Source organism: Vibrio variabilis, assembly GCF_003263785.1.
In the GTDB taxonomy this organism is placed as follows: domain Bacteria; phylum Pseudomonadota; class Gammaproteobacteria; order Enterobacterales; family Vibrionaceae; genus Vibrio; species Vibrio variabilis.
The window spans coordinates 285,688-311,673 of the sequence record NZ_JYJK01000087.1 but is presented as its reverse complement, the minus strand read 5'-3'; the positions used below and the strand labels follow the sequence as shown (position 1 = coordinate 311,673).

At 45.3% G+C, this 25,986-nt stretch carries 21 protein-coding genes and 3 pseudogenes; 16 read left to right on the top strand and 8 right to left on the bottom strand.

Annotation, left to right across the window (positions count from 1 at the left end; translation table 11 throughout):
* Positions 1 to 4,438, top strand: a 4,438-nt coding sequence (locus tag TZ48_RS16595; protein ID WP_162674628.1) for a tandem-95 repeat protein, incomplete at its 5' end; no start/stop codon positions are given.
* 207 nt (positions 4,439 to 4,645) lie between these two features.
* Here TZ48_RS16595 and TZ48_RS16590 read toward each other — a convergent pair.
* Positions 4,646 to 5,014, bottom strand: a complete 369-nt coding sequence (locus tag TZ48_RS16590; protein WP_112479970.1) for a DUF3693 domain-containing protein — start codon at positions 5,012 to 5,014, stop codon at positions 4,646 to 4,648.
* Positions 5,015 to 5,189: 175 nt separating this feature from the next.
* On the opposite strand from TZ48_RS16590, the gene TZ48_RS16585 reads away from it, so the two are divergent.
* The 13 genes and pseudogenes from TZ48_RS16585 (at position 5,190) to TZ48_RS16515 (ending at position 15,367) form a co-directional block, all read left to right on the top strand.
* On the top strand, positions 5,190 to 5,543 hold the full coding sequence (locus tag TZ48_RS16585) for a hypothetical protein (RefSeq protein WP_112479969.1): 354 nt from the start codon (positions 5,190 to 5,192) through the stop codon (positions 5,541 to 5,543).
* A 2-nt stretch (positions 5,544 to 5,545) separates the two neighbouring features.
* Positions 5,546 to 5,749, top strand: a complete 204-nt coding sequence (locus TZ48_RS16580) for a hypothetical protein (RefSeq protein ID WP_112479968.1) — start codon at positions 5,546 to 5,548, stop codon at positions 5,747 to 5,749.
* The gene (locus tag TZ48_RS16575) at positions 5,746 to 6,924 is read left to right on the top strand and encodes a replication initiation factor domain-containing protein (protein WP_112479967.1); all 1,179 of its coding nucleotides are present in this window, start codon (positions 5,746 to 5,748) and stop codon (positions 6,922 to 6,924) included. Before TZ48_RS16580 ends, TZ48_RS16575 begins: the two co-directional genes overlap by 4 nt.
* Before the next feature lie 2 nt (positions 6,925 to 6,926).
* A pseudogene (locus tag TZ48_RS16570) lies at positions 6,927 to 7,279 on the top strand (DUF1293 family protein).
* 226 nt (positions 7,280 to 7,505) lie between these two features.
* Positions 7,506 to 7,715: a major capsid protein gene (locus TZ48_RS16565; protein ID WP_112479966.1), complete on the top strand. Its 210-nt coding sequence runs from the start codon at positions 7,506 to 7,508 to the stop codon at positions 7,713 to 7,715.
* A gap of 447 nt (positions 7,716 to 8,162) precedes the next feature.
* Complete coding sequence (locus TZ48_RS16560; protein ID WP_162674627.1) at positions 8,163 to 9,335, top strand: virulence factor TspB C-terminal domain-related protein; 1,173 nt, start codon at positions 8,163 to 8,165, stop codon at positions 9,333 to 9,335.
* Positions 9,336 to 9,337: 2 nt separating this feature from the next.
* Positions 9,338 to 9,691, top strand: a complete 354-nt coding sequence (locus tag TZ48_RS16555; protein WP_112479964.1) for a DUF2523 domain-containing protein — start codon at positions 9,338 to 9,340, stop codon at positions 9,689 to 9,691.
* On the top strand, positions 9,688 to 10,320 hold the full coding sequence (locus TZ48_RS16550; protein WP_112479963.1) for a zonular occludens toxin domain-containing protein: 633 nt from the start codon (positions 9,688 to 9,690) through the stop codon (positions 10,318 to 10,320). The genes TZ48_RS16555 and TZ48_RS16550 overlap by 4 nt, the downstream gene beginning before the upstream one ends.
* A complete protein-coding gene (locus TZ48_RS16545) occupies positions 10,311 to 10,988 on the top strand; it encodes a hypothetical protein (protein WP_112479962.1) in 678 nt (225 codons plus the stop codon). Before TZ48_RS16550 ends, TZ48_RS16545 begins: the two co-directional genes overlap by 10 nt.
* Positions 10,989 to 11,163: 175 nt before the next feature.
* Positions 11,164 to 11,547, top strand: a complete 384-nt coding sequence (locus TZ48_RS16540; RefSeq protein ID WP_112479961.1) for a hypothetical protein — start codon at positions 11,164 to 11,166, stop codon at positions 11,545 to 11,547.
* 694 nt (positions 11,548 to 12,241) lie between these two features.
* A complete protein-coding gene (locus TZ48_RS16535; protein WP_112479960.1) occupies positions 12,242 to 12,562 on the top strand; it encodes a hypothetical protein in 321 nt (106 codons plus the stop codon).
* A 1,091-nt stretch (positions 12,563 to 13,653) separates the two neighbouring features.
* Positions 13,654 to 14,527: pseudogene (locus tag TZ48_RS16520) on the top strand (ISNCY family transposase); the annotation flags it as partial.
* A 588-nt stretch (positions 14,528 to 15,115) separates the two neighbouring features.
* Positions 15,116 to 15,367 carry a hypothetical protein gene (locus TZ48_RS16515; protein WP_042498800.1) on the top strand — a complete coding sequence of 84 codons (252 nt, stop codon included), beginning with the start codon at positions 15,116 to 15,118 and terminating at the stop codon, positions 15,365 to 15,367.
* A 78-nt stretch (positions 15,368 to 15,445) separates the two neighbouring features.
* Here the strand turns inward: TZ48_RS16515 and TZ48_RS16510 are convergent, their stop codons facing one another.
* A complete protein-coding gene (locus TZ48_RS16510) occupies positions 15,446 to 15,757 on the bottom strand; it encodes a DUF3634 family protein (RefSeq protein WP_112479958.1) in 312 nt (103 codons plus the stop codon).
* A 5-nt stretch (positions 15,758 to 15,762) separates the two neighbouring features.
* Positions 15,763 to 16,220, bottom strand: a pseudogene (matP, locus tag TZ48_RS16505) (macrodomain Ter protein MatP).
* A 171-nt stretch (positions 16,221 to 16,391) separates the two neighbouring features.
* On the opposite strand from matP, the gene TZ48_RS16500 reads away from it, so the two are divergent.
* A complete protein-coding gene (locus tag TZ48_RS16500) occupies positions 16,392 to 18,029 on the top strand; it encodes a S16 family serine protease (RefSeq protein WP_112479957.1) in 1,638 nt (545 codons plus the stop codon).
* A 70-nt stretch (positions 18,030 to 18,099) separates the two neighbouring features.
* Positions 18,100 to 18,618: a bifunctional 3-hydroxydecanoyl-ACP dehydratase/trans-2-decenoyl-ACP isomerase gene (gene fabA / locus TZ48_RS16495; protein WP_042498789.1), complete on the top strand. Its 519-nt coding sequence runs from the start codon at positions 18,100 to 18,102 to the stop codon at positions 18,616 to 18,618.
* Between the two features lie 127 nt (positions 18,619 to 18,745).
* Here fabA and rmf read toward each other — a convergent pair whose 3' ends face one another.
* From rmf to rlmKL, 5 genes are all read right to left on the bottom strand, one after another.
* A complete protein-coding gene (gene rmf, locus TZ48_RS16490) occupies positions 18,746 to 18,919 on the bottom strand; it encodes a ribosome modulation factor (protein WP_042475718.1) in 174 nt (57 codons plus the stop codon).
* Positions 18,920 to 19,083: 164 nt separating this feature from the next.
* Positions 19,084 to 21,186 (bottom strand): DUF3466 family protein, encoded by a 2,103-nt coding sequence (locus tag TZ48_RS16485; RefSeq protein ID WP_162674626.1) that lies wholly within the window; start codon positions 21,184 to 21,186, stop codon positions 19,084 to 19,086.
* 5 nt (positions 21,187 to 21,191) lie between these two features.
* Entirely contained in the window at positions 21,192 to 23,114 is a 1,923-nt protein-coding gene (locus TZ48_RS16480) for an ABC transporter ATP-binding protein (protein ID WP_112479955.1), read from the bottom strand.
* A complete protein-coding gene (locus tag TZ48_RS16475; RefSeq protein WP_112479954.1) occupies positions 23,092 to 23,343 on the bottom strand; it encodes a glutaredoxin family protein in 252 nt (83 codons plus the stop codon). The genes TZ48_RS16480 and TZ48_RS16475 overlap by 23 nt, the downstream gene beginning before the upstream one ends.
* Before the next feature lie 8 nt (positions 23,344 to 23,351).
* Positions 23,352 to 25,475 carry a bifunctional 23S rRNA (guanine(2069)-N(7))-methyltransferase RlmK/23S rRNA (guanine(2445)-N(2))-methyltransferase RlmL gene (gene rlmKL, locus TZ48_RS16470; RefSeq protein ID WP_112479984.1) on the bottom strand — a complete coding sequence of 708 codons (2,124 nt, stop codon included), beginning with the start codon at positions 25,473 to 25,475 and terminating at the stop codon, positions 23,352 to 23,354.
* Positions 25,476 to 25,986: the final 511 nt, after the last annotated feature.

Here is a 25,986-nt window from a genome sequence, read left to right as displayed (position 1 = left end):
TACCGACACCATTGTGGCCAATGCAGACCTCACTGTAAACCCAGTGAATGACGCAGCAGTTGTGGAAGATGTCGGTTACACCATCCAAGAAGATGGCTCGTTGACCTTTACTGATGAGCAGCTTCTTGCTGGCGCGTCAGACATTGATGGCGATGACTTGTCTGTAGCAGATGTCAGCTACTCTGGTACTGAAGGTGTGTTCACCGATAATGGTGACGGTACGTATACCTTCGCACCAAACGAGAACTTCAATGGTGACGTGGACTTAAGCTTCTCAGTGAGCGATGGCACGACCACCACAGAAGCTAACATTGATGTGACGGTTGAGTCGGTCAACGACATTCCAGTGGCCGGTTCAACCACATACTCAGTCAATGAAGACGGCATTATCACCATCTCTGACGACCAATTGCTTGCGAACTCAAGTGATGTTGAAGGCGAGGTGAGTGTAAGCGATGTCTCTTACTCAGGTACAGACGGTATCTTTACCGATAATGGTGATGGTACTTATAGCTTTGCGCCAAACGAAAACTTCAACGGTAATGTCTCTCTTGACGTGACCGTTGCTGATGAAGACGGTGCAACCGCAGAGACCACTGCCGGTATTGACGTTATCGCGGTCAATGACGCTCCAGTCTCAGGTGACTTGGCTTACTCCGTTGACGAAGATGGCTCTATCACGCTGACTCAAGAGCAACTTCTGTCCCAAGCAAGTGATGTGGACGGCGATGATCTGACTGCGGCTAACCTAAGCGCAGGTGACAACGTTACCGTAACGGCTAATGAAGATGGCTCATTCACCATCACACCAGATGCAGATTTCAATGGTGACATTGACCTCAGCTTCGACATCTCAGATGGCACCGACACCATCGTCGCAAATGCAGATTTGACTGTGAACCCAGTGAATGACGCAGCGGTCGTGGAAGATGTCGGTTACACAATCCAAGAAGATGGCTCGTTGACGTTCACGGACGAGCAGCTTCTAGCGGGTGCATCTGACATTGATGGTGATGACCTATCAGTCGCTGATGTTAGCTATTCTGGTACTGAAGGTGTGTTCACCGACAACGGTGACGGTACGTATACCTTTGCGCCAAACGAGAACTTCAATGGTGAAGTGGACTTAAGCTTCTCAGTAAGCGATGGCACAACCACCACAGAAGCCAACATTGATGTGACTGTTGAGTCGGTCAATGACATTCCAGTGGCCGGTTCAACCACATACTTAGTGAATGAAGATGGCATCATCACTATCTCCGATGACCAACTACTTGCCAACTCAAGTGACGTAGAAGGCGAGGTGAGTGTCAGTGATGTGTCGTACTCAGGTACGGACGGTATCTTCACCGACAACGGTGACGGTACCTACAGCTTCGCGCCAAACGAAAACTTCAATGGTGATGTAGCGTTGGATGTGATTGTTGCTGATGAAGACGGAGCAACCGTTGGTACAACGGCTGGAATTGAAGTCATCGCGGTCAATGATGCTCCAGTATCTGGCGACCTCGCTTACAGTGTCGATGAAGATGGTTCAATCACCTTGACTCAAGAACAGTTGCTAGCCCAAGCAGGGGACGTTGATGGTGATGCACTAACCGCTTCGAACTTAACTGCAGGAGATAATGCAACAGTAACAGACAATGGTGATGGCAGCTTTACCATCACGCCAGATGCCAACTTCAACGGAGATATCGATCTTAACTTTGATATCTCTGATGGAACAGAAACGATCGTTGCAAATGCTGATCTGACCGTGAATCCGGTCAATGATGCAGCTACGTCGGATCCTGTTAACCTAGAAGGCATCGAAGACAACGCCATCATCATTTCACAAGAAGACTTGTTGAAACACGCGCAAGACATTGATGGCGATGATTTAACAGCCAGAGATCTGTCAATCGATGAGTCGTTCGGTTCACTGGTTGATAACACTGATGGCACGTGGACATTCACACCAACAGAAAACTTCAATGGTGACGTACCATTCAACTTTAACGTTGATGACGGTACTGAACTAACACCGGTTCAAGGCAATATCGACATCGCTGCAGTTAACGATGAACCTCAGGCACCTGCGATAGAAATGCAGGGAGAAGAAGACCAGATTATGGTCATCGACCCTGATTACATCTTGGCACAAGCAAGTGATTTAGATGGAGATGAACTCACACTCGAAAGTATTAGTGTTAACTCACCACAGAACGCGCAATTGCAGCAGCAGCCAGACGGTATGTATCACCTCGTTACATCGCAAGATTTTAACGGCTTAGTAGAATTAGCATACGAAATCTCAGATGGCGAAGCGACAGCAGAAGGCTCGCTCAATGTTGATGTGATTCCGGTGAATGATGCACCATTTAACGATGGTAATGCCTTCCTAACCACAAACGAGGATGGGGCATTTACCTTCGATTCATCCGACATGCTTGACCTATTTGGGGACATAGATACCGAGAACTTAGTCATTTCTCGCATTATCATGCCAGATGGAGAAGATGCAGGTGACCTAAATGACAATGGTGATGGTACTTGGACATTTACACCAACGGGTGATTTTGCAGGAACTTCTGGGCTACAAGTCGTCGCATCTGACGGTGAATTTGAGACAGCACTCGACGTACCAGTATTTGTTCGTCCTGTTGCGGATGGTGCCGTAATCACCACGGATCACGAAGGGCCGCTAGTGTTTTCCGAGGATTCAACGGGTCACTTAGGACTAAACGTTGACCTAATTGATGACTCAGAGATGCTCAGTAACTTGGTGATGACTGGTTTTCCTGTCGGGTTTGAAGTCAGTGATGGTGAGAATACGGTCATTATTACCGAGCCTGGACAAATGATCAGTATAACTAATTGGAACATCGATGATCTGCAGTTAACCCCACCAGAAGATTACTCAGGTAACTTCTTCGTCACCGTTAGCGCTACTACCGTTGACTATGGTGATGAGCCGTTACCAGAACCTGAAGGTAGTGAGATTGCTGGCGACTTTGATACCACGCTTGGCGAACCAATCATTCTTACTGAGGCGGATTTGATTGGCATGGCGCAAAACATCGACGCCAATGATGACGATGCGATCCAAATGGTTCACTTGGTTGATCCTAACCAAGGCACGATGGTTGACAATGGTGATGGTACATGGACCTTTAGTCCTGCCGATGGCTTTACTGGTGAAGTGGACTTCGCTTATGTAGTAGAGCGTGATGGCATTCTTCATGATGAACAAAGCACAATTGGTGTTCATGAGAATGAAGGACAAATTACCGATGGTCCACAAATCGAGTCTATTGCTTCTGCGACTGTTGAGGAAAGTGAACCACTTAACTTCACCGATAGCGACATGTTGGGTACTTTAAGCTCTGAAACGGGTGAAATGAGTATTGAATCCGTCACACTGCTTGAAGGCGAAGGTCTTATTGAATCTGACGGGCAGGGTGGTTATCAATTCACTCCAGCTGAAGGTTATACTGGCAGCGCACAGATTGGCTTCGTGGCTAGTGATGGCGAAAACTCAGTTGAAAGTCACTTCAATATCACGGTTGATGAACAAACTTCTGGAGCAGTTGAACCATTAGCTCAATCCGACGATGGCTCTATCGGCATCAGCGGCGAACAGGTTCTTCAAAACCTTGATGTTGCGGACGATGCAAGTTTGTCTGAACTCAACTACACAGGTGATGAAGGTGCATTAGTGCCGTCCGGTGATGACCAATGGACATTCTGGCCGGATCCAGAGTTTAGTGGTGACATCCCGTTAGAAGCAACCGTGCAATCAGGAGGCGAAGAGCAAACATTAGAAACAACAATGAACGTTGAAACTGCTCCGGAAGCAACATCTGTATCAAGCACGGAGCCAGAAACCGCTGCATCAGATACTGAAACGGTACAAGAAAGCGTTGAAGCTACATCGGCAGATGAGACTAACACTGAAGATGAGGGTGCAGATGTTACCGCGGCACCTGGCACAGATGTTAACTTGTCTATCCCAGATGAAGTGACATCAGCTGAAGGTGTTGAACAGGTCGAGCTCTCTGGTATTCCAGAAGGCGCATCAGTTAGCGGTGCACTTGATAATGGTGACGGCACTTACACAGTATCGGGCGACTTGTCGCAACCTGTGACAATGTCACTTGGCGATACCTTTGAGGGTGAAGCATCAATATCATTCCAGGGTGTTGATGAACTGGATACTCCAATTGAAGGAGCAACAGCAACGACAACGATTGAAGTTGATGATCAATACGCGATGCAAGCGAGTAGCCAAGCTCCAACAGACACGTCAGGTCTGCAAGATGCAGGTGGCAGCGGCGATTGGACATCTGGCGACAATACCGATACGGGTGTCGACTTTACAGATGACTCCGGAAGCTTCGGCCACGACGACCAATCATCTGGAGGAAGTCAGCACGATATCGACGACAACAACTTCTAGTCACTAACGGTTGAACTAGAACCTTCAAAGCCCGAGCTTAGACTTAAGCTCGGGCTTTCTATTACTAATAATCACATTACTAATCTGTGATTAAGTAATGTGATTATTAGGTATTTTATGGTAAATCTACATTATCGTTAAATACGATGCCTTCGATGAAGGGAGAGTGACTTTGCTTAAAAGATTTCAAGCTCACGCACATTGTATTTAACATAAGATAGATAATACGCACTGAGATAAGGGTTCTCCAGAGCCAAATCCGACCAAGCCAACGCTCGCTAACGCCATGGAAATCCTAGAGATTCCAAGGCTCTCAAACTTTTTTGCTATGTTCGCCCAAGCCTGTTGGCCTTCAACCGTTTTGCATTTATCCGCAGCAAGTTGGATCAATACGATTTCTTTATCAGCACCAACTTTGTCAGCAAGTAAAAGCGCTTCTTTTTCAGTTAGATAGCGTCTTCCTTTTCTGATATCAGATAACTTTTGGGTGCTTATCTGTAAATCATGCGCGATTTGCTTGTCTTGTGAATACTTGTTTGCGCTTTTATACGCATCTAGCAGTTCGTTTATTTGCATTTTCACGTTCCTCCGAAAATCTAGTTTAGCTCAACAGCCCGCATTTTTGCGTATTTACAAACCGCAAATTTGCGTATTTACTTATCCGCAGATTCGCGTACTCGACCATCTTGGGCGCTTGCCCTTGAAGCTTCGCCCTTGGTGGTCACTCTCTTAACTGTTCAAGGTGGTTAGCATGTTTCAAATCGAAAAATACAAACTTCACGAAGCGTTAGTCAAAGAAGACATTTCCCTCGCACGCCGCAAACGTCATGACGCTGACGGCTATAAGGTTTCGACCCACATCTATGAATTCTCTGAAAATCGTTCTGTGACTGTTGCGGCCTCGTTCGATGTTAACGCCAGTGATTTAAAACACAGCTGCCTATCTCTGCCTGATGAAGTCCCGACTATCGTCGTTCAAAATCAATCACTTTGGCTCTATTTTCAATCGCTTGATGAGTATGCTCAGTTCTGCGAGTTCTTCGCTATTGATGCCGACTCATCACTAATCGAACAGTTCAACCAAGCTGCTGCGGCTAAGGCATAACCATGACTGACGCCCAAGTGATTTACTTCGACCTGATGCCTGATTACTCGGTATCTGTGCTCGTTAAAGGCTGTGATGAATGGGATCTTTTTAAGTCCATGTCACTCCTTGAGTCTTGGGCGGCTCAGCAATTCGACCAATACGATTTAGTGTCCATTACCAATACCACTTACCAAGAACGCTTGGATATGGGGGTATTCGAATGAACACTGCTACTCAAATCCTAGAGAACGCCACGTTCCAACCACAAAAAGAACAAATCTCGATAGACTTCTTGTGCTTCACGTTTGCGATTAAAGACTTGCGCCATTGCTACACGGCCTACAGCAATCTCAAGCACAGACCCAAACGCGGCGCGATACTTCCTGTGGTAAAAGAGAAACACAAGAGCCTGTTACAGCGTCACCACAGAACGCCTGAGTTCCCTGCTCCACCTCAGTTCAACCCGACTCTGGCCAAGTGTGGTGAAGACATTGATGCGTATACCCAAGCGTTCCAATCGCTCTATCGCAGATACCTAGAAGACTGCCTTGTCATTTTCACCAATCGTGTTCTGGGTTTATCGCTCTCAGCGCCCCGTGGTTTGGGCTTTCAGTACTATACCGACTCGATGAAACTGACCAGTCCCAACGGTGAAGACTTCTGCGGTTTCATCGGTATTGGCGGTAACAACGATACCGTTCACTTCCAGATAAACGGTACTGGCTGCAAACACGTCTTTGCACACCGCCAACCGTGGGCTATCCATGACTGGCTGAGCAATGTGCTTGGTGTTCAACAACTCGCGCGTGTTGACTTGGCCTATGACGATTATGACGGTCTGTTTGATTGCGAGTACGCTCGTAAAGCCTGGCATGACAATGCATTTCGCACCTCAGTTCGTGGTCGTGCGCCTAAGCTTTCCATCGGTCACGATATTGAACGCATGGACAACGACGGCAAGCCTGTTTACAGCAAAGAGCAATACTCTATTGGCTCTCGAACCTCGCGCGTTTACTGGCGCATCTACAATAAAGCCCTTGAGCAAAACCTCGCTGCAACTGGGCTGACTTGGTATCGCTCAGAGGTCGAACTCAAAAAGTGGAACGTCGATGTTTTGCTCGATCCCTCTGGCGCGTTCGCCGCCCTTAATGATTTTGCGGCGTCCATTTCTGTATCGGACGCTTTCAACACCAAACCACAGCCCACCAAGAAAGCGGCCTGTGACCTACTTACCGCCTCGTTCTGGATGCGCCGACAGTACGGCAAAACCCTGAACAGCTTCATTGAATTTCATAATGGTGATGTTCATAAGGCTGTCGGCCAGCTCATCCGAGACGGTAGTCGTTATTCCTTCCCTGATACCTACGGGAAGTTAGTCGAACACATATTGGAGACATAAACATGACTAAAGCAGTTTTTGTATTAGGGATGGATATCACTTGGAACTCAGCCCGTGGTGACAGTGCTCAGCTTAATATCTCGCGCCCCTTCGTGAGATCAACAGTGAGAAGTTCAAACGCCGCACCGTGGGTGAATCGGGTGATGTGAATCCTCAATGGGATCAACCGTTGATGATTGATTACGATTACGCCACCAAACTCGAACGCACCGGTGCCCTAGTTTCTCGCCGCGAATACGAACTTCGTTTGGAAATCAATCCAACTGACCCACTCGCGGGCGCTATTGTCACTGAACTTATCCCCGTTGACGACGAAATTAAGCAGCACTTTCAAGCGTCAATGAAAGGCAAATAGCGGTTAGGTCTATGTCCCTGTGCGTCAAGGTAGACCCAACCACAAACCAATTGGTTACATCGAGTTCAATTCCGTGTGACGGAACCTTATTGCTCGCTGTGACTGATTTAGAAAACCATTTAACCATCATTGAAGTGTTTGCGTTATTTGGTGCAGCTGCCTCGCTTTATGCATTGGTGTTCGTCATAAAGCTTGGCTTACAACAACTTGGATACAGAGGTTAACTATGAAAAAAACACTGGTTCTTATCGCAACTGCGGTTGCAGCGGGCTCGGCTTCGGCAACGGGTATTGATGTTACAGCGGCAACATCGGCCATTTCTACCGACGGTACAGCCGCTATCACCGCAATCGGTGGCGCGCTCATCGGTCTGGCTGGCGTGGCTGTTGTCTTCAAGTGGCAAAAGGTGCCATCTTTGGCTAATCCCATTCACTAACTCCACGGGCGGCCTCGGCTGCCCGTTTTTCTAGGGAGTGTCACAAATGGACTTTATTACTCTCAATGATGCCCTATTGTTAATCGTGCTCTGTATCTTGATCGATGCAGTAAGGCGGTTAATATGAATGCTAGTTATCAGATTCCGCGTTTTTCAATACTTTGCATACTCAGTTTCTTTCTTTGGAGTGTCCCTTTTACTCTAGGGGCAGTGCCCTATGATGATGGCCATAAAGCCAGTACTACAATCGGTCATTGTCGCTTCTATCAAAAGTCAACCCTATCTGAATGTGTTGCCTTTCGCTCTCAGAGGATTAAATCTTTAAACTCACGTGACTCCGTAGATTCAATTGCTATTGTTCCTTCACCTAGCATTACTAATTTAGTTATCGTTTTTACTATTTTAAACACTAGCGGCCGCCGTAGAACTGAGAACCAACAATGGTGGGTGACCGATGGCTCGACTTCACTCTGTCCAGATCAGCAACCTGATGGAAGCTGCTCTACCCCTCCGCCTCCGCCAACCGAATGTCCCGAAGCAGGCACCAATTTCAAAAAACTCAATGGCCGCTCGGGATTAGAGGGCTACAGTTCTTGTGTTTCGAGCAACTGTGTTGTTGCTTTGACTGCGCCTGACTTGCAAGTGTGTACGGGTGCAGATACTCAAGAGTCTTGCCCCTACACTGCCACATATACAGGCCAAGCGTGTGATAGTTCAGCTAACGCTGGCATTAAGCCGCCCGATTACCAATGGCCTAGCGTCACCATTCCAGACAATGGCATTACCAACCCTGACGCCCCTTCACTTCCGACAGACAGACCGGATGGTGCCTCTGGCGGTAGTAATGGTGGCGGTAATGTTACGGATGGGGATATCAAACCGAATCCTGAACCCACTCCAACTCCAGATAACCCAAACTTATCCGAAGCCGATAACGCCTTACTCGCTGAGCAGTCGCTGACCACTCAGCATGTTGAAAACATTGAGTACTCCGTTGACCAGCTTCGCCAAGAAACCTCCGACAACGCGGCACTAAAAACCGAATATGACAAGCGCATCCTTGGCGAACTTGAATCCTTAAACGGCAGTGGTCAGCTAGGAGACTCCGAACTCAAACAATCTCTCGATGCCATCGGCTGTGCCTTAGACCCTAAACTGTGTGCTGATGGTAATGGAGATGGAGATGGCGGCGGTGATGGCAATGGTGAAGGTGAAAACGGCGTCGGAGCAAATGGGTGTGAAGCCTTTAGCTGTAATGGTGATGCAGTGGTCTGTTACCTTGCCGAACAACAGTGGCGTGAACAATGTGGTAAAGACTTCTTCGACCAAGGCACTGACCAAGAGATACAGAAAGGTCTTGATGAGTTCATAAAAGACAACCCTGTTGAGCTTATCGAAGCGGGTGAACTCGATATCTCAAACGTGCTCAACAAGTACCAAGGCAAAAACGGCATAGAGATCAAAGGGGGCTGCCCGTCTCCCCAGCGTTTTGATGTCATGGGTAAATTCTACGAAATCGAATTCAAACCGTTTTGTGACCTTGCGGGGATCATAAAGGTGCTGCTCATGGCCTTTACCTTAGTTTCCTGCGGCCTACTCATTGCTAAATATGGATTGTAACTATGGGAAAAATCATCAGCTTTTTGTTTATCACCATTATACCTCTGTTGCCTACCCTGATATCCGCCGTAGTCACCCGGGTTGCGATATCCCTTGGCTTTGGCACCGTAACATACATGGGCTTTGATGCACTCTTTGAAACCATCATGACCAAACTTAAAAATACATTTGATGGCATCCCTTCCGCGACATTGGAAATCATTGGTCTGATTGGTATCCACGAATCACTCAACCTCACACTCTCTGCTGGGTTTGCGCTATTGATGTTCAAAGGTATGAACAAAATGGGACAAGCTCGCTCTATGGTTTGGCGTAAGCCAGGTTCAAAAGACCCAATTGATTGGGGTGACAAATGATCTACTTACGAACAGGTTTACCCGGAGCCAGTAAAACACTGAACTCACTCTTTGAACTCTGCCGAGACCATGACCCTGCTCGGCCTAAGTACTATCATAACGTCAAGCTGCTCATGCTCGACTATGATATCGCCACCTCATTCAGTGGTTGGTTCTACGGTTGGTACTTCCCGCGTCTTAAAAACGCGAAGGCCAAAAAGCGTCTCATCAAAATCATGAAACGCATCCACAACGAAGATGAGTTTGTCACTCTACAGGATGTGCCTTGGCTGGAAACCTTCTATGAAGATCATGACCATTTTGAAACATGGCTCTACTGGGTAAGACGTTGCTACAGTCCGAAAAAGCGTCACCAGTTTGAAGAAACCTTGCAGAACGCCACAGGAACTCCGGCCTTCTGCTTCGATTCTGTCAAACACTTCAACTTTCACTTTACTCACTTTGACGACCCTAAAACATGGCATCAACTACCTAAAACAAGCATCATCTTCATGGATGAGGTGCAGCAATACTTCCCGCCTCGTGGCTTAAAAGCCGACAAACCCAAACACATAGAAATGTTTGAAACTCATAGGCATCATGCTTTGACATTCACCTTGTCACCCAAGACGCCAAACTCATGGATGTGAACGTTCGCCGCTTAGTTGGCCGACACATCCACTTCTATAATCCAATGGGTGGTGAACGTGTTACCCGCTACGAAGTCCCCCATGCTTTCGACCCTGACTCATGGCATGACAAGCAAAGCGCTAAAAAGGATCTTATTAAGCGCGAAAAGGCCATGTATGGATCTTATTGGTCTGCTGAGATACACACTCACAAGTTCAAACTGCCACGGTTTGTTATCTACTTTGCGCTCATCGTCCTGTTCCTTTTTGGATGTGGATACATGGCCTACTCGGTTCTGTACGGTAGAACGGAACCCAGCTCCATACCAACAACGACTGAGTCGCAGCAAGCTGCACCTGACCAAGCCAGTACTACAGCACCCAGTATCCAAACCTATCTAACTGAACAACTGGCCAACGTCTATATAGATGGCGTCGTCGTCCAAACCAAAGAACGCCGCACCATCTACCACTACAGCTTTAGCGATGCAGAATCAGGTGCAGTATTCAGCCCAAGCCATCTTGGTTTGGTGGTTGAACCGATTAACCGATGCAGAGCTAGAGTCTTTATCGATGATATTCAACACATCCTGACCTGTAATCCGTTCTACAAGCGAGAACCTGTTGAAGAGAGCTACACTCAACTCTCTAGCGATCAAGCGACAGTCGAATCAATTGGTGATATTTAACCATTAGACTCACATAGTCAGTCGGCAAAAGTACCATAAAAGTATGAAATTACGTCAATTACGTTAAAATGAAACGTAAATGCAACGAGAGTTCTACAACTCCAATCTCAAAAGTCTCGACAATCCCGCCAACTCAAATATACTGTATATAGATACAGTATATTTGAGGTTGTTTATGTATCGTTCAATACAAGTCTATTCATCCTACCGAATCGATAGAATCAATGAACATGGGAGTGTGTCACTTAGCGACAAGTGTGACGGCAAAATCAGCGCGTTGCTCAAAGGAGGCAGCATCAAATACGCGCCATTTGGCGGTTTCATAGAAGTCGCTAACCTAGTTGGCCTACAGCGCGTAAAGCTTCCGAACATTCACATGCTCTGTGAAGATGACCAAGGAGAAAAGCCCAGTTACCAAATCCCTAAAAATCACTACGTGGTCGGCACATACCTAGAACAAAAGCTGTTCATCACCTTGGAGAACGGCGAACCTAAACACTTCTCTGATGGTAAAGAAGACTTAGACGGGAAAAACAACGTCGTGTCTCTATTTAACTAATGCGGATGCTTAACGACCGAAGGGAGTATTAGAAATCAGCGAACGCTGATAGAAGCAAAGCACGTAGTGCAAGCGAGGCACCAAGCCGCCCGACTCCATCGATCTTTGGCACATTGCTCATCGGCGCGGTTAGTAACTGTGGCCGAATAGCGCTAGCCACTCCCGCCACCCTGCTAAGCCAGCTTTTCAGAGACGTTCAACAACTAAGGCCGGTTATCCAACGGGAACCCACTAAACGAATAAGAACTAGACAAGACGTGTGCGCAGAGGCAAGCGGGAGCGCTGCGGACACGTCAAACCCCCGAACCTGTATTACGGGGGTAAATTCCACCAAACTACTAGCAATCGCCATTACCGAGTAAAATACCTAATCAAATGCTTGCCTTCTAATACGTTTACCATTACTCTCGAATATGAACCTGCTAGCTCGAAAGGCTGGCTTTTAAGCAATTGATTTTGCAACTTTTCCGAAAAGAGAGTTTATTATGTTAAAAAACCAATACCCACAATATTCTACCTTAGTTTCCACTATCTACGATGAACCTTTCCCTGCTGGTAACATCGGGAGAGGAACTCACTACTCTATCCTTAGAGCAACTACATCCGCTAATCGAATATTTGAACCTGGCTCTTGCGTTAGCTTCATGACTTTGCCGTGATATGGGATGAAGACCATGACACTAGAGTGATTGAAATGGTTGAAAAGCTCTGTATGGCTAACTTACTCTTTCCTGTTATGTTTATTGGTGAACGAAAAGGTTGTTTAACTGTACTCGTCGATAGAGATTACTTCGATTTCTCAGGCCAAATGCAACAATTTCGAGCAACTGTATCTGATATGGCTCAGTCTCTATCTGATCCTTGGTATGCGGAGGTTGGTTATTTTGACACCAATGGTAATGATGTAACCAATGAAAGTAGCATGATCATTCAGGATGTGGAACCAAAGGCTAAGACATATCTGTTGAATATTCATAACCTTTGGTCTTTGGGTATAAAGGACTACCGTGTTTAGTAGAACCTGTATAATTAGGTTCTAGTTTTTACAGTTACACCCTCTCGAGCTTGCTAGCGACCTAGCAAGCTTGACTACCAGACTACATGTTCTTCGGTCTGATTCTGAGTCAATTTCTAACAGTGCCAGCGCAAGTATCATTTGCTTGGCGTTTACGTACCTTCCAAAGGGTGTTTTAAGTTCATCTCCAATAAGCTCAAAACCATCCCAGTCTGATGACATTCCCAACTCGCGATTAGAATACATCCTCATTAGCCTTTTACACTCCGGCGGTATTTCTTCGCCTCGATCCCATCTTTCAATAGTTGAAAGCTGCTTAAAGCATAGTGATGCTGTCTCTTCCAGAGACAGGCCGCATTTGAACTCTCTAAAGATTTGATTGTTAGTTAACTTTAAGTATCTCATCTATGTACCTTTCTTGTTTGAAAAGTACATAGATAACTAAGGGTCTGATTTGTATTGAATAAGTACTCTAGTTTCTACGAGTCATCGCAACTTCGTTTGGTGATTATTTGCTCGGAGCTTTATTCTAGCAATAGCTCTAGCAGTACGGTTCAACCTAGCAAGCATTAGTCTCTCTGGTTCTGCACCAAACTCCAATAGAGCCATTGCGAGCAAAATTTGTTGAGGCTGAACTAATTGGCCAGTCGGTAATCTCAATCTATTGCCTTCCATGTAGAACCCGTCCCACTCTGACTCATCTGATATTGCTCGTTTTAAGTACAGTTTTAACAACCGTCTTGACTCTGGTGGGATACAACCGCTCTTCCTCCATTTTTCGACAGTCCTCACAGATTTAAAACAAAGATTTGCTACACTTTCTGGCGTCAAATCAGCAAAAATTAGAGAAGTTTTCTTATTTTCTGCCATTTCTAACCTATTGTATTTATAAGCCATAAAAGCACCATTCTTCTTTATTTACCGGATAGTCATTAATATTTAACTTAAGGCGAGATAATACGCACTGATATTGTTATTCCTATATAGTAATGTCACTTTTTACCAAAGTTAAAATGTCCTCCTAAGCTCAGCCCACCTAGTCTTTATCTATTGTGATTTGAGCTAAGGACCTACTAAACATGTTGGTGACTATGAGTGATTCAGAGATCCGTCGTTTTAAAATAATTCAGGACGTTTGTGACCGCCGAATACGCAGATCCGACGCTGCTGAGATCCTCAACCTCAGTGTCCGTCAGGTTCAGCGCCTTATGAATCGGTTACGCGAGTATGGCGCTGCGGGCTTAGCTCACCAAGCTCGCGGAAGGCCTAGCAATCATCGTTACCCGAGCGACAATCGAGAGATGATTTTGAAGCTAGTCCGTGATAATTACGAAGACTTTTCACCCACACTTGCTCGAGAAAAATTAATCGAGTTGCACAACCTATCCATTTCTAATGAAACATTACGTAGTTGGATGATCGCAGATGGTTTATGGACGCCACATGCCCGTCGCAAGCCTGGAGTCTATCAGCCGCGCTATCGTCGAGATTGCCTTGGCGAACTCATTCAAATCGATGGCTCACACCACGATTGGTTTGAAGGTCGCAGTGATAAATGCTGCCTACTGGTCTTCATTGATAACGCGACTGGCCGCTTAATGAACCTAAGATTCAGTGAAACCCGAGTCAGCGTTTGATTACATGAAAGCGACCCGAGAATATGTGGACAAGCACGATAAGCCAGTGCCGTTCTACAGTGTTAAGCACTCGATATTTCGGGTCAATCAAGAAAAACACAAGCAAGTTGGCCAGACGCAATATGGTCGAGTATTGAATGAACTCGGCATAGAGCTCATCTGCGCCAACAGTCCTCAGGCCAAAGGTCGTGTAGAACGAGCCAATCTGACGTTGCAAAACCGTTTGGTAAAAGAAATGCGTTTACAAGGCATCAATACCATCGAAGACGCCAATGCATGGCTTCCCTACTTCATCGCCGACTTCAACCGGCGTTTTGCGCCTCCGTCAGCCTAAACGCCGGCGCTGTCTTTGGCAGCTTTTCCGCTTAGTTCCAACTTTTAAAATGACGAGCGCTACCAATCCACCCAAGATCCAAACATAAATACCACAAATAAATGCATGGTAATTTAACTAACCAGGGAATAACAGGACATTGCAAAACATATAGCGTCACATAAATAACTCAGATAACACCGCTCAAATAATTTTCCGTCACCATAGGTAAATAAAAACTTATGAATAGATGATGATGGTTTCACATTATATATATTTGCAGAGCGATACTATCCAACCCTCTCAAAAGTTGCGATGAATATTAGTACTCCATAACACAAACCCTTACACAACGGAGCTTAAGAACCTATAACGCAAATGCATATAAAACTAAGGTAGGATAAATAAAAACCATAGCCACAACAAATTCACACGGGTGTTTATATTCATTCAGTGAACTCTAAATTATATTTTATATATTTTTTATTAAGTTTATTTTCATCCCACCCTTTACAAACTGAGTCAAATATTCGATTCTAGATTCAACGCAAAGACACACTGTCTTAAAAGAATAATGATTAGATATTAGAAAAGGAGATTTCTATGTCACTTCCAATTGAATGGTTCAAAAACAGCTACGTTCGTATCCAAAAATGGGATGTAGAGGGTCTATCTCTAATAGAAGCGGAATCGGCGCTAGAGACTTACCTAACGGATAACAACCCTGTTTCGTTAGAGATGGCTGACTATATTGCAGAGAACTGGACGTGTAGAAGAATTCAAATGCTCGACTCTGAATCGCGTAGAACGTTAATGAAAATTTGGGACGAGCGTGAGATTGCGGCCAAGGCTTAACTATCGGTTCTCAAACCCTTTAGTTATAGTGCATTAGATTACAGTAAAAAAAGGGCAGAAATGCCCTTTCTCTCAATACTAACGGCTCTTTTTCTTGCCTTTAGATTTGAAACTTTGATGAGGAAAAATGTTTCGTATTCTTTGCTGTATGTTCTTGGAAATGGTCTTGCTAAACTTGAGCTTCATGCCGCTACGAGTTTGGTACACTTTAAGGTCTCCCGTCGTTTTATCTCGTTCTACAATCTCCTTAAGGTTGTGTTTGAAGGTTGGTGGCAAATGGCCTTTCGTTTTGGTGATTTCACCTTCTTTCATCTCTACAACTAAAGAAGGTCGGTCAACGGCAACTAGCCAAAATACCACCACAGCCCCAAGTAATACGACATACAACATAGCGACTACCTCCCTTCGTCACCTAATAACTTACTTAAGTCCTCTTTCAAACTGCTTACTTTCTGCGTGGCTTTCTCGCTACGAGATGCTTCACTTAACAAATACTCGATGGCTTCCGAGAGCGTACAACCGAGATCGTTGGCACGATGCGATAGTTTTTCCCATACGCGAAAATCCAAATCAATGGACTTCTTTTTGGTGTGAACTTGCTCGGCATTGTAATGGCGTTTGCGCTTAGCCTAATTGCTTGTTTGAGCTTATTGTCGAGTTCAACTGACATATGTTCATCAATCCACTCAATGACCAGAGTAGGTTCATGCTCTAGCTGCTTCAGCTTTGAAACTGCCTGTTCGATCTCACTGGTATCAATGTAACGGGTGATGTTCTCACCTTCACGCCATTTCTTCGTTAAATACTGCCACTTCCAACCACATTCTAAGTTTTCAAGTTGTTGGTATTTCATTGGTTTGCATCCCTACTCTGTTTACAGTGACAGCGTAACCCAAGATTCCAAACTTCTCAATAATAATGCTCAGTTAATGAGATTTTGCTCGCTATATGAACAGTTGAAAAGCTAACGTTGAGTTGCGATTCATTGTATACTTCGTGCAAATTAAACTTAAGTTACGACGCAATGAATCAAGTCCCTTGGCAACAAGTCTGCCCCCTTTATAACGATTTCGCTGATCTACTCGATAACGCTACTTCTCTCGCTCCACTCGATGCCATTGAACTGCAGCCTCGCCTTAAAACGGCACTGTCGTTTTTTGTCTCTGATGCGTGCCCTTCAAAAGTATTGATCATTAAAGATGGCGACAACTTGTTTCATCGACAGCTCGTGAGTGAGCATATAAAAGCGCTAGGTCACAAAACCGTCGTCAGTAAAGACGCGGATCCAAGCTTGCTGTTCGATCGCTATCAAATGTCCGGGAATGAGCCTTCTCTTGCACCAGGTTTAGTATCGCAAGCGGATGGTGGTTTTCTCATTTCATCGACTCAAACTGCTCTGGCAAGTCTGGGCGTTTGGACAAATTTAAAAGCGTTGCTTCAAGGTGCAAAGTTAAACAGTGTCTCAATTGATGCCAAAACTGGCGCGCTGACACCTCCTACTTTTTCATCGGATTTTAAGCTTATTGTTATTGGCGATCGTGAACAGCTATCCGATTTAGATTTCATCGACAGTGACTTTCGCTCTGGCTTTATGCAATACACTGAAATCGAGAACGATTTGAAAGTAACACAGGCAACAGCTAAGCAATATCTGTCGTTTGTAAACTCAATGATGTCGCAGTTTCTATCAGATAAACAGCTTGACCGTTCAGGCTACTTAAAGCTACTCCAGGCGGGTGCGCGAGAAACAGAAGATAAACAGTACTGGCCACTTTCTGTTGATTGGCATAAAGCTCTACTTTGTGAAGCATCATCTTACAGTCACAATTCAACGATATCTTCTGAACATATAGAAGCAGCAATCGAAGCGAAGCGTACCCGCGAGTCTTATCTGCCGGAACGGGCTATCGATGACATTTTGGAAGGTCAAGTCGTCATTGAAACACAAGGAAAACAAGTTGGCCAAGTAAACGGTTTAACGGTTATTGATATTCCTGGGCACCCTATCAGTTATGGTGAACCCGCTCGTATCTCGTGTGTGGTGCACTTTGGCGACGGCGATGTTTCTGACGTTGAACGCAAAGTTGAACTTGGTGGCAATATTCACGCCAAAGGCATGATGATAATGCAAGCATTTGTCTCTTCTGAACTCGACCTAGACGCTCCGCTACCATACTCTGCTTCCATTGTATTTGAGCAGTCTTATTGTGAGGTCGACGGAGACAGTGCGTCATTGGCAGAGTTGTGCTCTTTGGTAAGTGCACTATCTGGCTATCCAATAGACCAGCAAATAGCAGTCACGGGTGCTGTCGACCAATTTGGCCGCGTTCAGGCTGTAGGTGGTTTGAATGAGAAGGTGGAAGGCTTCTATAACGTATGTAAACACCAAGGCTTAACAGGCAAGCAAGGGGTCATTTTGCCTAAAACCAATGTTCAGCACCTAGCACTGAACAAAGAGCTCGTCGAGAGCATCAAAAAAGAAGAATTTCATATTTGGTCTGTGACTCACGTAGACGAAGTGATACCACTTTTATTGGGTCAACCATTCAAAAGTGACACCGAAGATAGCGTGATTGGCAAGATTGCAGAACGTATTGAAAACTTTGAAAAACATGAAATGCCAGAGTCATTTGTGACAAGGATTAAAAACTGGTTTGTCTAGTCGTGGTCGGACTTGTCTAGCGTACACCTGTTCACTAAGATGGCCTAACGCAAATTTGGAGTAATAAATAATGCAAAACAGACGTGAATCTTATAGCCGTGAAGACCTTCTAGCCTCAAGCCGCGGAGAACTATTTGGCGAGGGCTACCCTCAACTTCCAGCACCTAACATGCTGATGATGGACCGCGTAGCAAAAATGTCCGAAACTGAAGGTGACTTTGGCAAAGGTTTGATCGTTGCTGAACTGGATATTACTCCTGACCTATGGTTCTTTGACTGCCACTTTATCGGTGACCCAGTAATGCCAGGCTGTCTTGGCCTAGATGCAATGTGGCAGCTTGTTGGCTTCTACCTTGGTTGGATTGGTGGCGAAGGTAAAGGTCGCGCATTGGGTGTAGGTGAACTGAAGTTCACTGGTCAAGTACTGCCTACTGCTAAGAAAGTCACTTACGAACTACACATGAAGCGTGTTGTTAACCGTAAGCTAGTTATGGGTATCGCTGATGGTCGCGTGCTTGTCGACGGTAAAGAAATCTATGTCGCGAAGGATCTTAAAGTAGGCCTCTTCAAAGACACCTCTACTTTCTAAGCAATTTTGTGAATAAACGACTTTCCGGAGTCGTTTATTTTTTAGTGCATATATTTAGTTATAGTGCATTAGCTGATTATTATAAAGGCCTCATAGGAGGCCTTAGTTTCTTCAATTTCGCTCCAGACTACTTGAAGAGTCCTGATTGTTTATCATCTCTCGCGTCACGCCAACCGCCAAGCCAATACGACTTTGCATCCATTTGTTGATAGGGACAGGCTTCCATCGATCGCCCATTCAATCCAGCTTTATAACCCTGTGATTGAGCTCGTTCCAGACGATCACGCTTTTGTCTCTTCATAGTACGGTCCTCGCTATACAAAGTCGGTTTCCCGACCTTCTATCATTAAAGATTTATGGAGCTTTTGTGACTCCTCTTTAATAATTGCTCATTTTTGGCTCGATCTCAAGACACAAAAAATCCCAGTTCCACGTTTGTGAAGCTGGGATTTTTGTCACTTGTGACTATTTGTTACGGCGTAACCCAAAGAATCCAAGCATAATCAAAGCCATCCAACCGAGGCCACCACCGCTACGCTTGACGGGTGGTGCTTCAATACCACGAGTTTGAATGTCGGCTGATGTCGCATTTGCGATCGGGATCAACTTAACTGCAACGACCTTCTCTTTCTTTTGGCCATTACCACAGTATGAGTTGTGACCAGTGGTGTCATAGCCCCCATCACATTTCAGCGCGGTTGCTGCAATCACACCATCATCGTTGATGTCCGCGGCATCGACAATACGGTATTGGTTGTTCTGCGTATTGTAAGTACCGCCATTAGTCAGATCGTCCAATAGCCATGGTTTACCTTGGAAGATAGCTAAACGCTCAGCATCCGTACCAGTGGTGTTGTAAGGGTAAATAAATCCACGTTGACGTCGTTTTTTACCAAAATATTCTGTCGATTGTTCAGCATCAACCGCTCCAACAATTTCATTGAAGTTGTTGATACCACCAGGCTCACCACCTACACCACGGAAGAAAATACCGCTGTTGCCGTTTAGCTCGTCAAAATATCGAGCACCCGACATAGAGTATGAGCCGTTTGCATTATTGTTTAGGGAAACCTGACCCAAGAACATACGATTTGCCGCCGCACCATTTTCACGCTTATCACCACGTCGCTTAGACGCGCCTAGGAACACAAGGTTTTTGTTGATATCAGTGGCGTATGAATTGCTATAAATAAAGTCATCACCAGACTTGATTCGGGCGTTTTCTACTGTCACTGGAGACCACTGACGTGCGGTGTCGATCGCATTTGGGTCAAATGTAGTCGATGGTACGAACACTGTCGCTTGGAGGAAGCTATTGGAGCCATCACCAGTGGTATTTAAGCCCACAAGGAATGGTTTTCCGTTTCTCGGGTTGTCCGAAGCACTCTCTTGCGCTGCAATTACAGCACCACGAGCACTGCCCTGTGATGCTTTTTTGTCGTTGTTCGTTGCTACACCATTTTGCCAATCAGACGCAATTGAAGCGCCCGCTGCTAAATTAGTGGTATCCCATACAGCAGTTTTTGTCGCAAATGCAAAGTTCTGGCAATCAGCACGAGAGGCTGGATCTTCAATCAAGCAGTTATTTAGGTCACCATTCCAGTTCTTGTTATCGTCGTTGTAGTCAAACGGAGCGACAGCAGCACTACCCACAATGTACTCTTTGCCGTCATATTTGAAACTACTCCAACCCATAGTACGACCCATTTGGTTGGTAATCCGTTGTTCATTGTTTGGTGACTCTACCAAAAACGGCAATAACATTTCCGTACTATCGCCATTTTGCACAAAACCACGATGACGATAAGCCGTTGCCAAGTTACCTTTTCCACCATCCGAAGCGTTGATACGGTAGTAGCCAGAGCTGGTGTTACCAATTGCCATACTTTGATCAGACGTTAGGCTATTGATAACGACGTTTTCTGAGTTCGCATCTGGTGTCGCCACTCCGCCCGGTTTATAGTCCGAAGTTGGCGTCACCGCCATTCGCGCTGCTGTAGATGCTTGATCCGGATTAGAGGATGGCGTGGTTTCACTAAAGCCATGAGCGTTAGAGAGATAATTATCTTCGCCCGCAATGTTGTTCCACCCAGTTTGCGACGAGTTGTAAAACGCATCACGCTCACGGAGCAAACCACCGACATCACTAAAGCTGAACCACATTTTGTCGGCCCAACCTGGATCACACGTCTGGTAACCTAGCTCAGAACGACAATAGTCGCGGTTACGGTTCCAATCGGTATAGAAAAATGATGAATCGTAGTTAAATGGGATTTCCTGACGGTACGAGTGCCCTTCAGAACCATTGCGAGAATCACCGTATAAACGATACTCACGACATGTCGAGCCATCAGCAAAACACCCCATAGGGCTCGTCGCTTCCGCTTTTTCAATCGCTGTGCCATAAAACTCAGTGATTACGCCTTGCGCATCTTCAACAAAAACACCGGTCGATTTGATACTTCCGGTTGGGTCGACCTCAACCACTTTATACAAAGCAGCATGGCTTGATGTCGCTGCAAGTACACTTGCAGCAATCAATGAAAACTTAAAATTATTACGACTCATCAAAACTAACTTTCCTGTTGCATTGCTTCTAGCTCTTCCCATCGCTCAAAAGCAACGTCTAGCTCCTGCTCTTTTGCAGCTAAACTATCTAAAATGGGTTGTGTTTCTTCTACAGGCTTGGCAAAAAACGCTGGGTCATTCACCGTTTCCTGTAGTTGTTCAATCTCTTGCTCCAATTGCTCCAACAAAGCTGGTAGCGCTTCTAATTCCCTCTGTAGCTTATAGGACAGCTTCTTAGGTTTAGAGTTCACTGCTTGTGTTTTGTTATTTTGTTCAACTGGCTGTTTTTTATTCTCTTTTACTGGTTCGTACGCTTTGCGTGCGTCCAACACTTGTTGTCTCTGCTGCTGAGCATCATGATAACCACCAACGAACTCTTCGATAACCCCATTTCCTTCAAAAATCCAGCTAGCGGTCACAGTATTATCAACAAACTGACGGTCGTGGCTCACTAAAAGCAGTGTGCCTTGATAATTTCCTAGCAACTCTTCCAAAAGCTCCAAGGTTTCGATGTCCAAATCGTTAGTAGGCTCATCGAGCACCAACAAGTTGTTCGGCTTCAGGAAGATACGAGCAAGCAATAGACGGTTCTTCTCACCACCCGAAAGTGCTTTTACTGGTGTTCTCGCACGTTTTGGTGCAAACAAAAAGTCTTGAAGATAACTTAGCGCATGACGCTCACGTCCGCCAACCATCACTTCCTGTTTACCATCGGCAAGGTTATCAATAACGCTCTTTTCTGGATCCAATGCTTCACGGTACTGGTCGAAATAGGCGACTTCGAGCTTAGTACCACACTTGAGCTTACCTGATGTAGGTGTCAGCTCATCAAGTAACAGCTTGATCAACGTACTCTTACCACATCCGTTAGGACCAATAAGCGCAATACGATCACCACGCTGAATATTGAACGAAAAGTTATTGATGATTGTTTTGCCTTCAATCTCATAGTTCAGATTGTCAGCTTCAAACACAATCTTGCCAGAACGCGCGGTGTCATCGAGCTTGAGGTTGACTTTGCCTTGCACATCTCGGCGACCTTTACGCTCCTCACGAAGTTTTTTCAGCGCACGGACACGCCCCTCGTTTCGAGTTCTTCGTGCTTTAATACCCTGTCTTATCCAAACTTCTTCTTGCGCGAGCTTTTTGTCGAACTCCGCATTTTGCATTTCTTCAACACGCAGCGCTTCTTCTTTTTCTACTAGGTATTTTTCATAGTCACCTGGAAAAGAAACCAATTGGCCTCGGTCAAGATCGACAATACGTGTCGCCATAGAGCGAATGAACGCGCGGTCGTGAGAAATAAAGATAATAGAACCACGGAAGTCCTTTAAGAAGGTCTCGAGCCACTCAATGGTCGTCACATCCAAGTGGTTGGTCGGCTCATCGAGTAGCAAGACATCCGGGTCGCACACCAAGGCTCTAGCTAAAGCTGCTTTGCGCTGCCAACCACCAGACAAGTCACTAAGTAGCGTGGCGCCGTCAAGCTTAAGCGCTCCAAGAATATTCTTAATACGGTCTTCAAAGCGCCAAGCACCGGAAACTTCTAGATTTTCTTGAACCTTGGCTAAGCGATTGATATGAGATTCACTAGGATCCTGAGCCACCAGCTCAAGTAAAGCGTGATATTGTTTTAGCTGTTCACCAATCTCTGCCAAACCTTCAGCGACATAGTCTTCAACCGTTCCTGCTTGGTCACGAGGAGGATCTTGTTCTAGACGAGATACCACAACATCTTGAGTAATTTGCAGCTTGCCATCATCCATGATGATGTCACCTGCCAATACTTTCATTAACGTTGACTTGCCGGCACCGTTTCGACCAACCAGACACACGCGCTCGTTCTCTTGAAGCGCAAAGTCCGTTTTATCTAGAAGCGGATGATCACCAAATGCAAGTTGTCCATTATGGATGGTAAGTAATGCCATTGACTGTTAACCATTGTTGAAGTTGTAAGATATCGAAGGGCCAGTTGATCTCAGATTCATCCACTTTGACCACTGGAATAGTGACACCGTAACGAGAAAACAGCTCATCGTCGAAAGCGATATCGACAATCTCTACCTGTTCCCCAAGCCCTACTTGTTTGATTAGCTCAAGGGCCATCTCACAGAGATGGCAACCTTCAGTGCTGTATAATGTCAGTTCCTTTGTCATGATCCGTATTAGTTTTTGTGAGAGATAACCCAGCAGTTATGAATATGCTTATTACGAGCAAAGTCGAGTGGCAAGGTCTTATCAGAAATGTTTTTCGCCGTTAAGCCGATTTCTTCCAACGCGTCCAAGTCCATCTTGAAGTGGCGTTTGTTGTTTGAGAAAACGATAGTGCCTTCTGCACTTAGTAGGCGTTTCAAATCGCGCATTAAAGTGACGTGGTCACGTTGAACATCGAACGATTGCTCCATACGCTTAGAGTTTGAGAACGTTGGAGGATCGATAAAGATAAGATCGTAACTGCCGTTTGCTTTCGCTAGCCATTGCAAGCAATCTGCTTGGATGTACTGATGCTGACGACCTACTTGACCATTTAATTTCATGTTCTCTTTCGCCCACTCTAGATATGTATTCGACATATCAACTGTGGTTGTGGACTTTGCACCGCCAAGCGAAGCGTGAACAGTCGCTGAACCTGTGTATGCGAACAGGTTCAAGAAATCTTTGCCCTGCGCCATTTCACCCAATTTACGACGAGTGATTTTATGATCTAGGAACAAGCCGGTATCTAGGTAGTCATGCAAGTTTACAATCAACTGCGCGCCGTATTCATGAACTTTCATAGTTGACGACTTTTGAGCAAGCTTATTGTACTGTGAGCTGCCTTTCTTCTTCTCACGCGTTTTCAAAACTACGTTGTTGGTATCAACACCCGTCACTTTAATCGAAGCGCGGATAATATCGGTAAGGCGACGTTTTGCTGTTTCTTCAGGAATACTCTTCGGTGCCGCGTATTCCTGAATGACCAATGAATCTTGGTATACGTCTACCGCAACGTTGTATTCTGGCAAATCAGCATCGTAAATACGGTAGCAGTCTAATCCTTCTTTCTTAGCCCACTTGCCGATTTTCGCTATGTTCTTCTTCAAACGGTTTGAGAAATCTGGAGCGATCACTTGAAGGTCGTTGTTGCCAGCGATCTGTTCTGCACTACGCGCTGAAATCGAATAATTTTTCTGGTGACACTGTAACGCACCGTTATTCAGTTTAAATTGCTTATCAGCTCGCATGCGTAGGCAACTTAATAAATCATCTGAACTTGAGAAAATCGATGCCTGACAACCTCCGAACTCAGTTTTAAGCTGATTACCAAACTCAGTATACAGCGCAATCAAACCTGGCTCTGTACCGAGGCGCTCACCATAAGGTGGGTTACACACAATCACACCCTCACCGAATTCAGCAGGTTTAGTCACTTTACTAGCATCACCAAGTTCAAACGTAATCAAGTCATCAACGCCTGCGCGCTTTGCGTTTTCTTTTGCAGTACGCAGGACTTTAGGGTCGTTATCAAAGCCCCAAAATCTGCTGTCAGTCTTTTTGACACCGCGACGAGCTTGTACATTCGCTTCCGACTTCACTTCAGCCCAAACTTCTGGCTCGAAATCTTCTAACGCTTCAAAACACCAAGTCTTACGTTTCACACCTGGCGCCATATTTGCCGCAAGCATGGCTGTTTCAATCAACAAGGTACCCGAGCCACACATTGGATCGAGCATGTTCTTACCTTGCTCCCACCCACTTCTAGCGACAATAGCGGCGGCCAGTGTTTCACGAAGTGGAGCACGACCAGATTCAGTACGATAACCACGTTGGTGCAAGCCAGAACCCACCATATCAAGACCAATCAGTGCCTTATCACGATGCAAACGCACATGCACACGAACATCAGCCCTATCTTTACTGATGTTTGGCCTTGGCAAGTTCTTTTTATTAAAGCAATCCACTACCGCGTCTTTCACTTTCATTGCGCCATATTGGCTATTGCGGATCTCTCGGTTCGTACCGTTGAAATCAACAATGAACTTCTTCGTGCTGTGGAAGTGGTTAACCCAGTTAATGGACGATGCAGCCAGATAAAGGTCCATATCATCTTGGCAAGTGAATTCCGACAGTACTTTAACAAAGCGAGAAGCATAGCGGCTCCACAAACAAGCGCGATAAATCTGCTCATTTGTCGCTTTAAATTTCACCCCCGCTTGAACAGGCTTTACAGAAGTTAAGCCCATTTGTTCAAGCTCTTGAGCGAGAAGGTTTTCAAGTCCGTTAGAAGTGACGGCAAGATATTGGTTCATAGTGTTCATCTGGCTGTGAAAAATGGTGTTGATTATACCTGACATTGCCGCCTGTCACTAAACAATCCTTCAATAACCCGCTTTCAAAGTGTTTGTTCGCACAAGCTTTAACCGCTGTAATCACCTGACACTTAACATTAGCTTCCACTTAAATAAAACACCAGAAACCAACGCCTACCGCGATAGTGAATACTTATTCGCTCCAAATCTGGTATATACCAACACCTACTTTTACTTGTAACTTAGTTACAAAAAGTGCGTAAATGGGGAATTCACTCGCTAATTAGCCCCTATTAAGGGAAATAAATACGTCACTTTCAGAGACAAAAAAAAGCCAATTATTTGCTCTGAGACAAAATAGACACGGCAAAACATCGCCGCTTGAATGGTTAAAGAGCTCGCTTGAAGAGTAAAACTGAGGGGTATTTGTAGGTTTTTGGTAAACAGCAGACAAAAAAAATCGGCCAACTAGGCCGATAAATTCTACGAGAAATGAAGGAAACACATATTA

Bases quoted from the DNA above. Each gene is read 5' to 3' on its own strand.
- TZ48_RS16590 (WP_112479970.1), bottom strand. From the start codon at position 5,014: ATGCAAATAAACGAACTGCTAGATGCGTATAAAAGCGCAAACAAGTAT.
- TZ48_RS16585 (WP_112479969.1), top strand. From the start codon at position 5,190: ATGTTTCAAATCGAAAAATACAAACTTCACGAAGCGTTAGTCAAAGAA.
- TZ48_RS16580 (WP_112479968.1), top strand. From the start codon at position 5,546: ATGACTGACGCCCAAGTGATTTACTTCGACCTGATGCCTGATTACTCG.
- TZ48_RS16575 (WP_112479967.1), top strand. From the start codon at position 5,746: ATGAACACTGCTACTCAAATCCTAGAGAACGCCACGTTCCAACCACAA.
- TZ48_RS16565 (WP_112479966.1), top strand. From the start codon at position 7,506: ATGAAAAAAACACTGGTTCTTATCGCAACTGCGGTTGCAGCGGGCTCG.
- TZ48_RS16555 (WP_112479964.1), top strand. From the start codon at position 9,338: ATGGGAAAAATCATCAGCTTTTTGTTTATCACCATTATACCTCTGTTG.
- TZ48_RS16550 (WP_112479963.1), top strand. From the start codon at position 9,688: ATGATCTACTTACGAACAGGTTTACCCGGAGCCAGTAAAACACTGAAC.
- TZ48_RS16545 (WP_112479962.1), top strand. From the start codon at position 10,311: ATGGATGTGAACGTTCGCCGCTTAGTTGGCCGACACATCCACTTCTAT.
- TZ48_RS16540 (WP_112479961.1), top strand. From the start codon at position 11,164: ATGTATCGTTCAATACAAGTCTATTCATCCTACCGAATCGATAGAATC.
- TZ48_RS16535 (WP_112479960.1), top strand. From the start codon at position 12,242: ATGGTTGAAAAGCTCTGTATGGCTAACTTACTCTTTCCTGTTATGTTT.
- TZ48_RS16515 (WP_042498800.1), top strand. From the start codon at position 15,116: ATGTCACTTCCAATTGAATGGTTCAAAAACAGCTACGTTCGTATCCAA.
- TZ48_RS16510 (WP_112479958.1), bottom strand. From the start codon at position 15,757: ATGTTGTATGTCGTATTACTTGGGGCTGTGGTGGTATTTTGGCTAGTT.
- TZ48_RS16500 (WP_112479957.1), top strand. From the start codon at position 16,392: ATGAATCAAGTCCCTTGGCAACAAGTCTGCCCCCTTTATAACGATTTC.
- fabA (WP_042498789.1), top strand. From the start codon at position 18,100: ATGCAAAACAGACGTGAATCTTATAGCCGTGAAGACCTTCTAGCCTCA.
- rmf (WP_042475718.1), bottom strand. From the start codon at position 18,919: ATGAAGAGACAAAAGCGTGATCGTCTGGAACGAGCTCAATCACAGGGT.
- TZ48_RS16485 (WP_162674626.1), bottom strand. From the start codon at position 21,186: ATGAGTCGTAATAATTTTAAGTTTTCATTGATTGCTGCAAGTGTACTT.
- TZ48_RS16480 (WP_112479955.1), bottom strand. From the start codon at position 23,114: ATGGCATTACTTACCATCCATAATGGACAACTTGCATTTGGTGATCAT.
- TZ48_RS16475 (WP_112479954.1), bottom strand. From the start codon at position 23,343: ATGACAAAGGAACTGACATTATACAGCACTGAAGGTTGCCATCTCTGT.
- rlmKL (WP_112479984.1), bottom strand. From the start codon at position 25,475: ATGAACCAATATCTTGCCGTCACTTCTAACGGACTTGAAAACCTTCTC.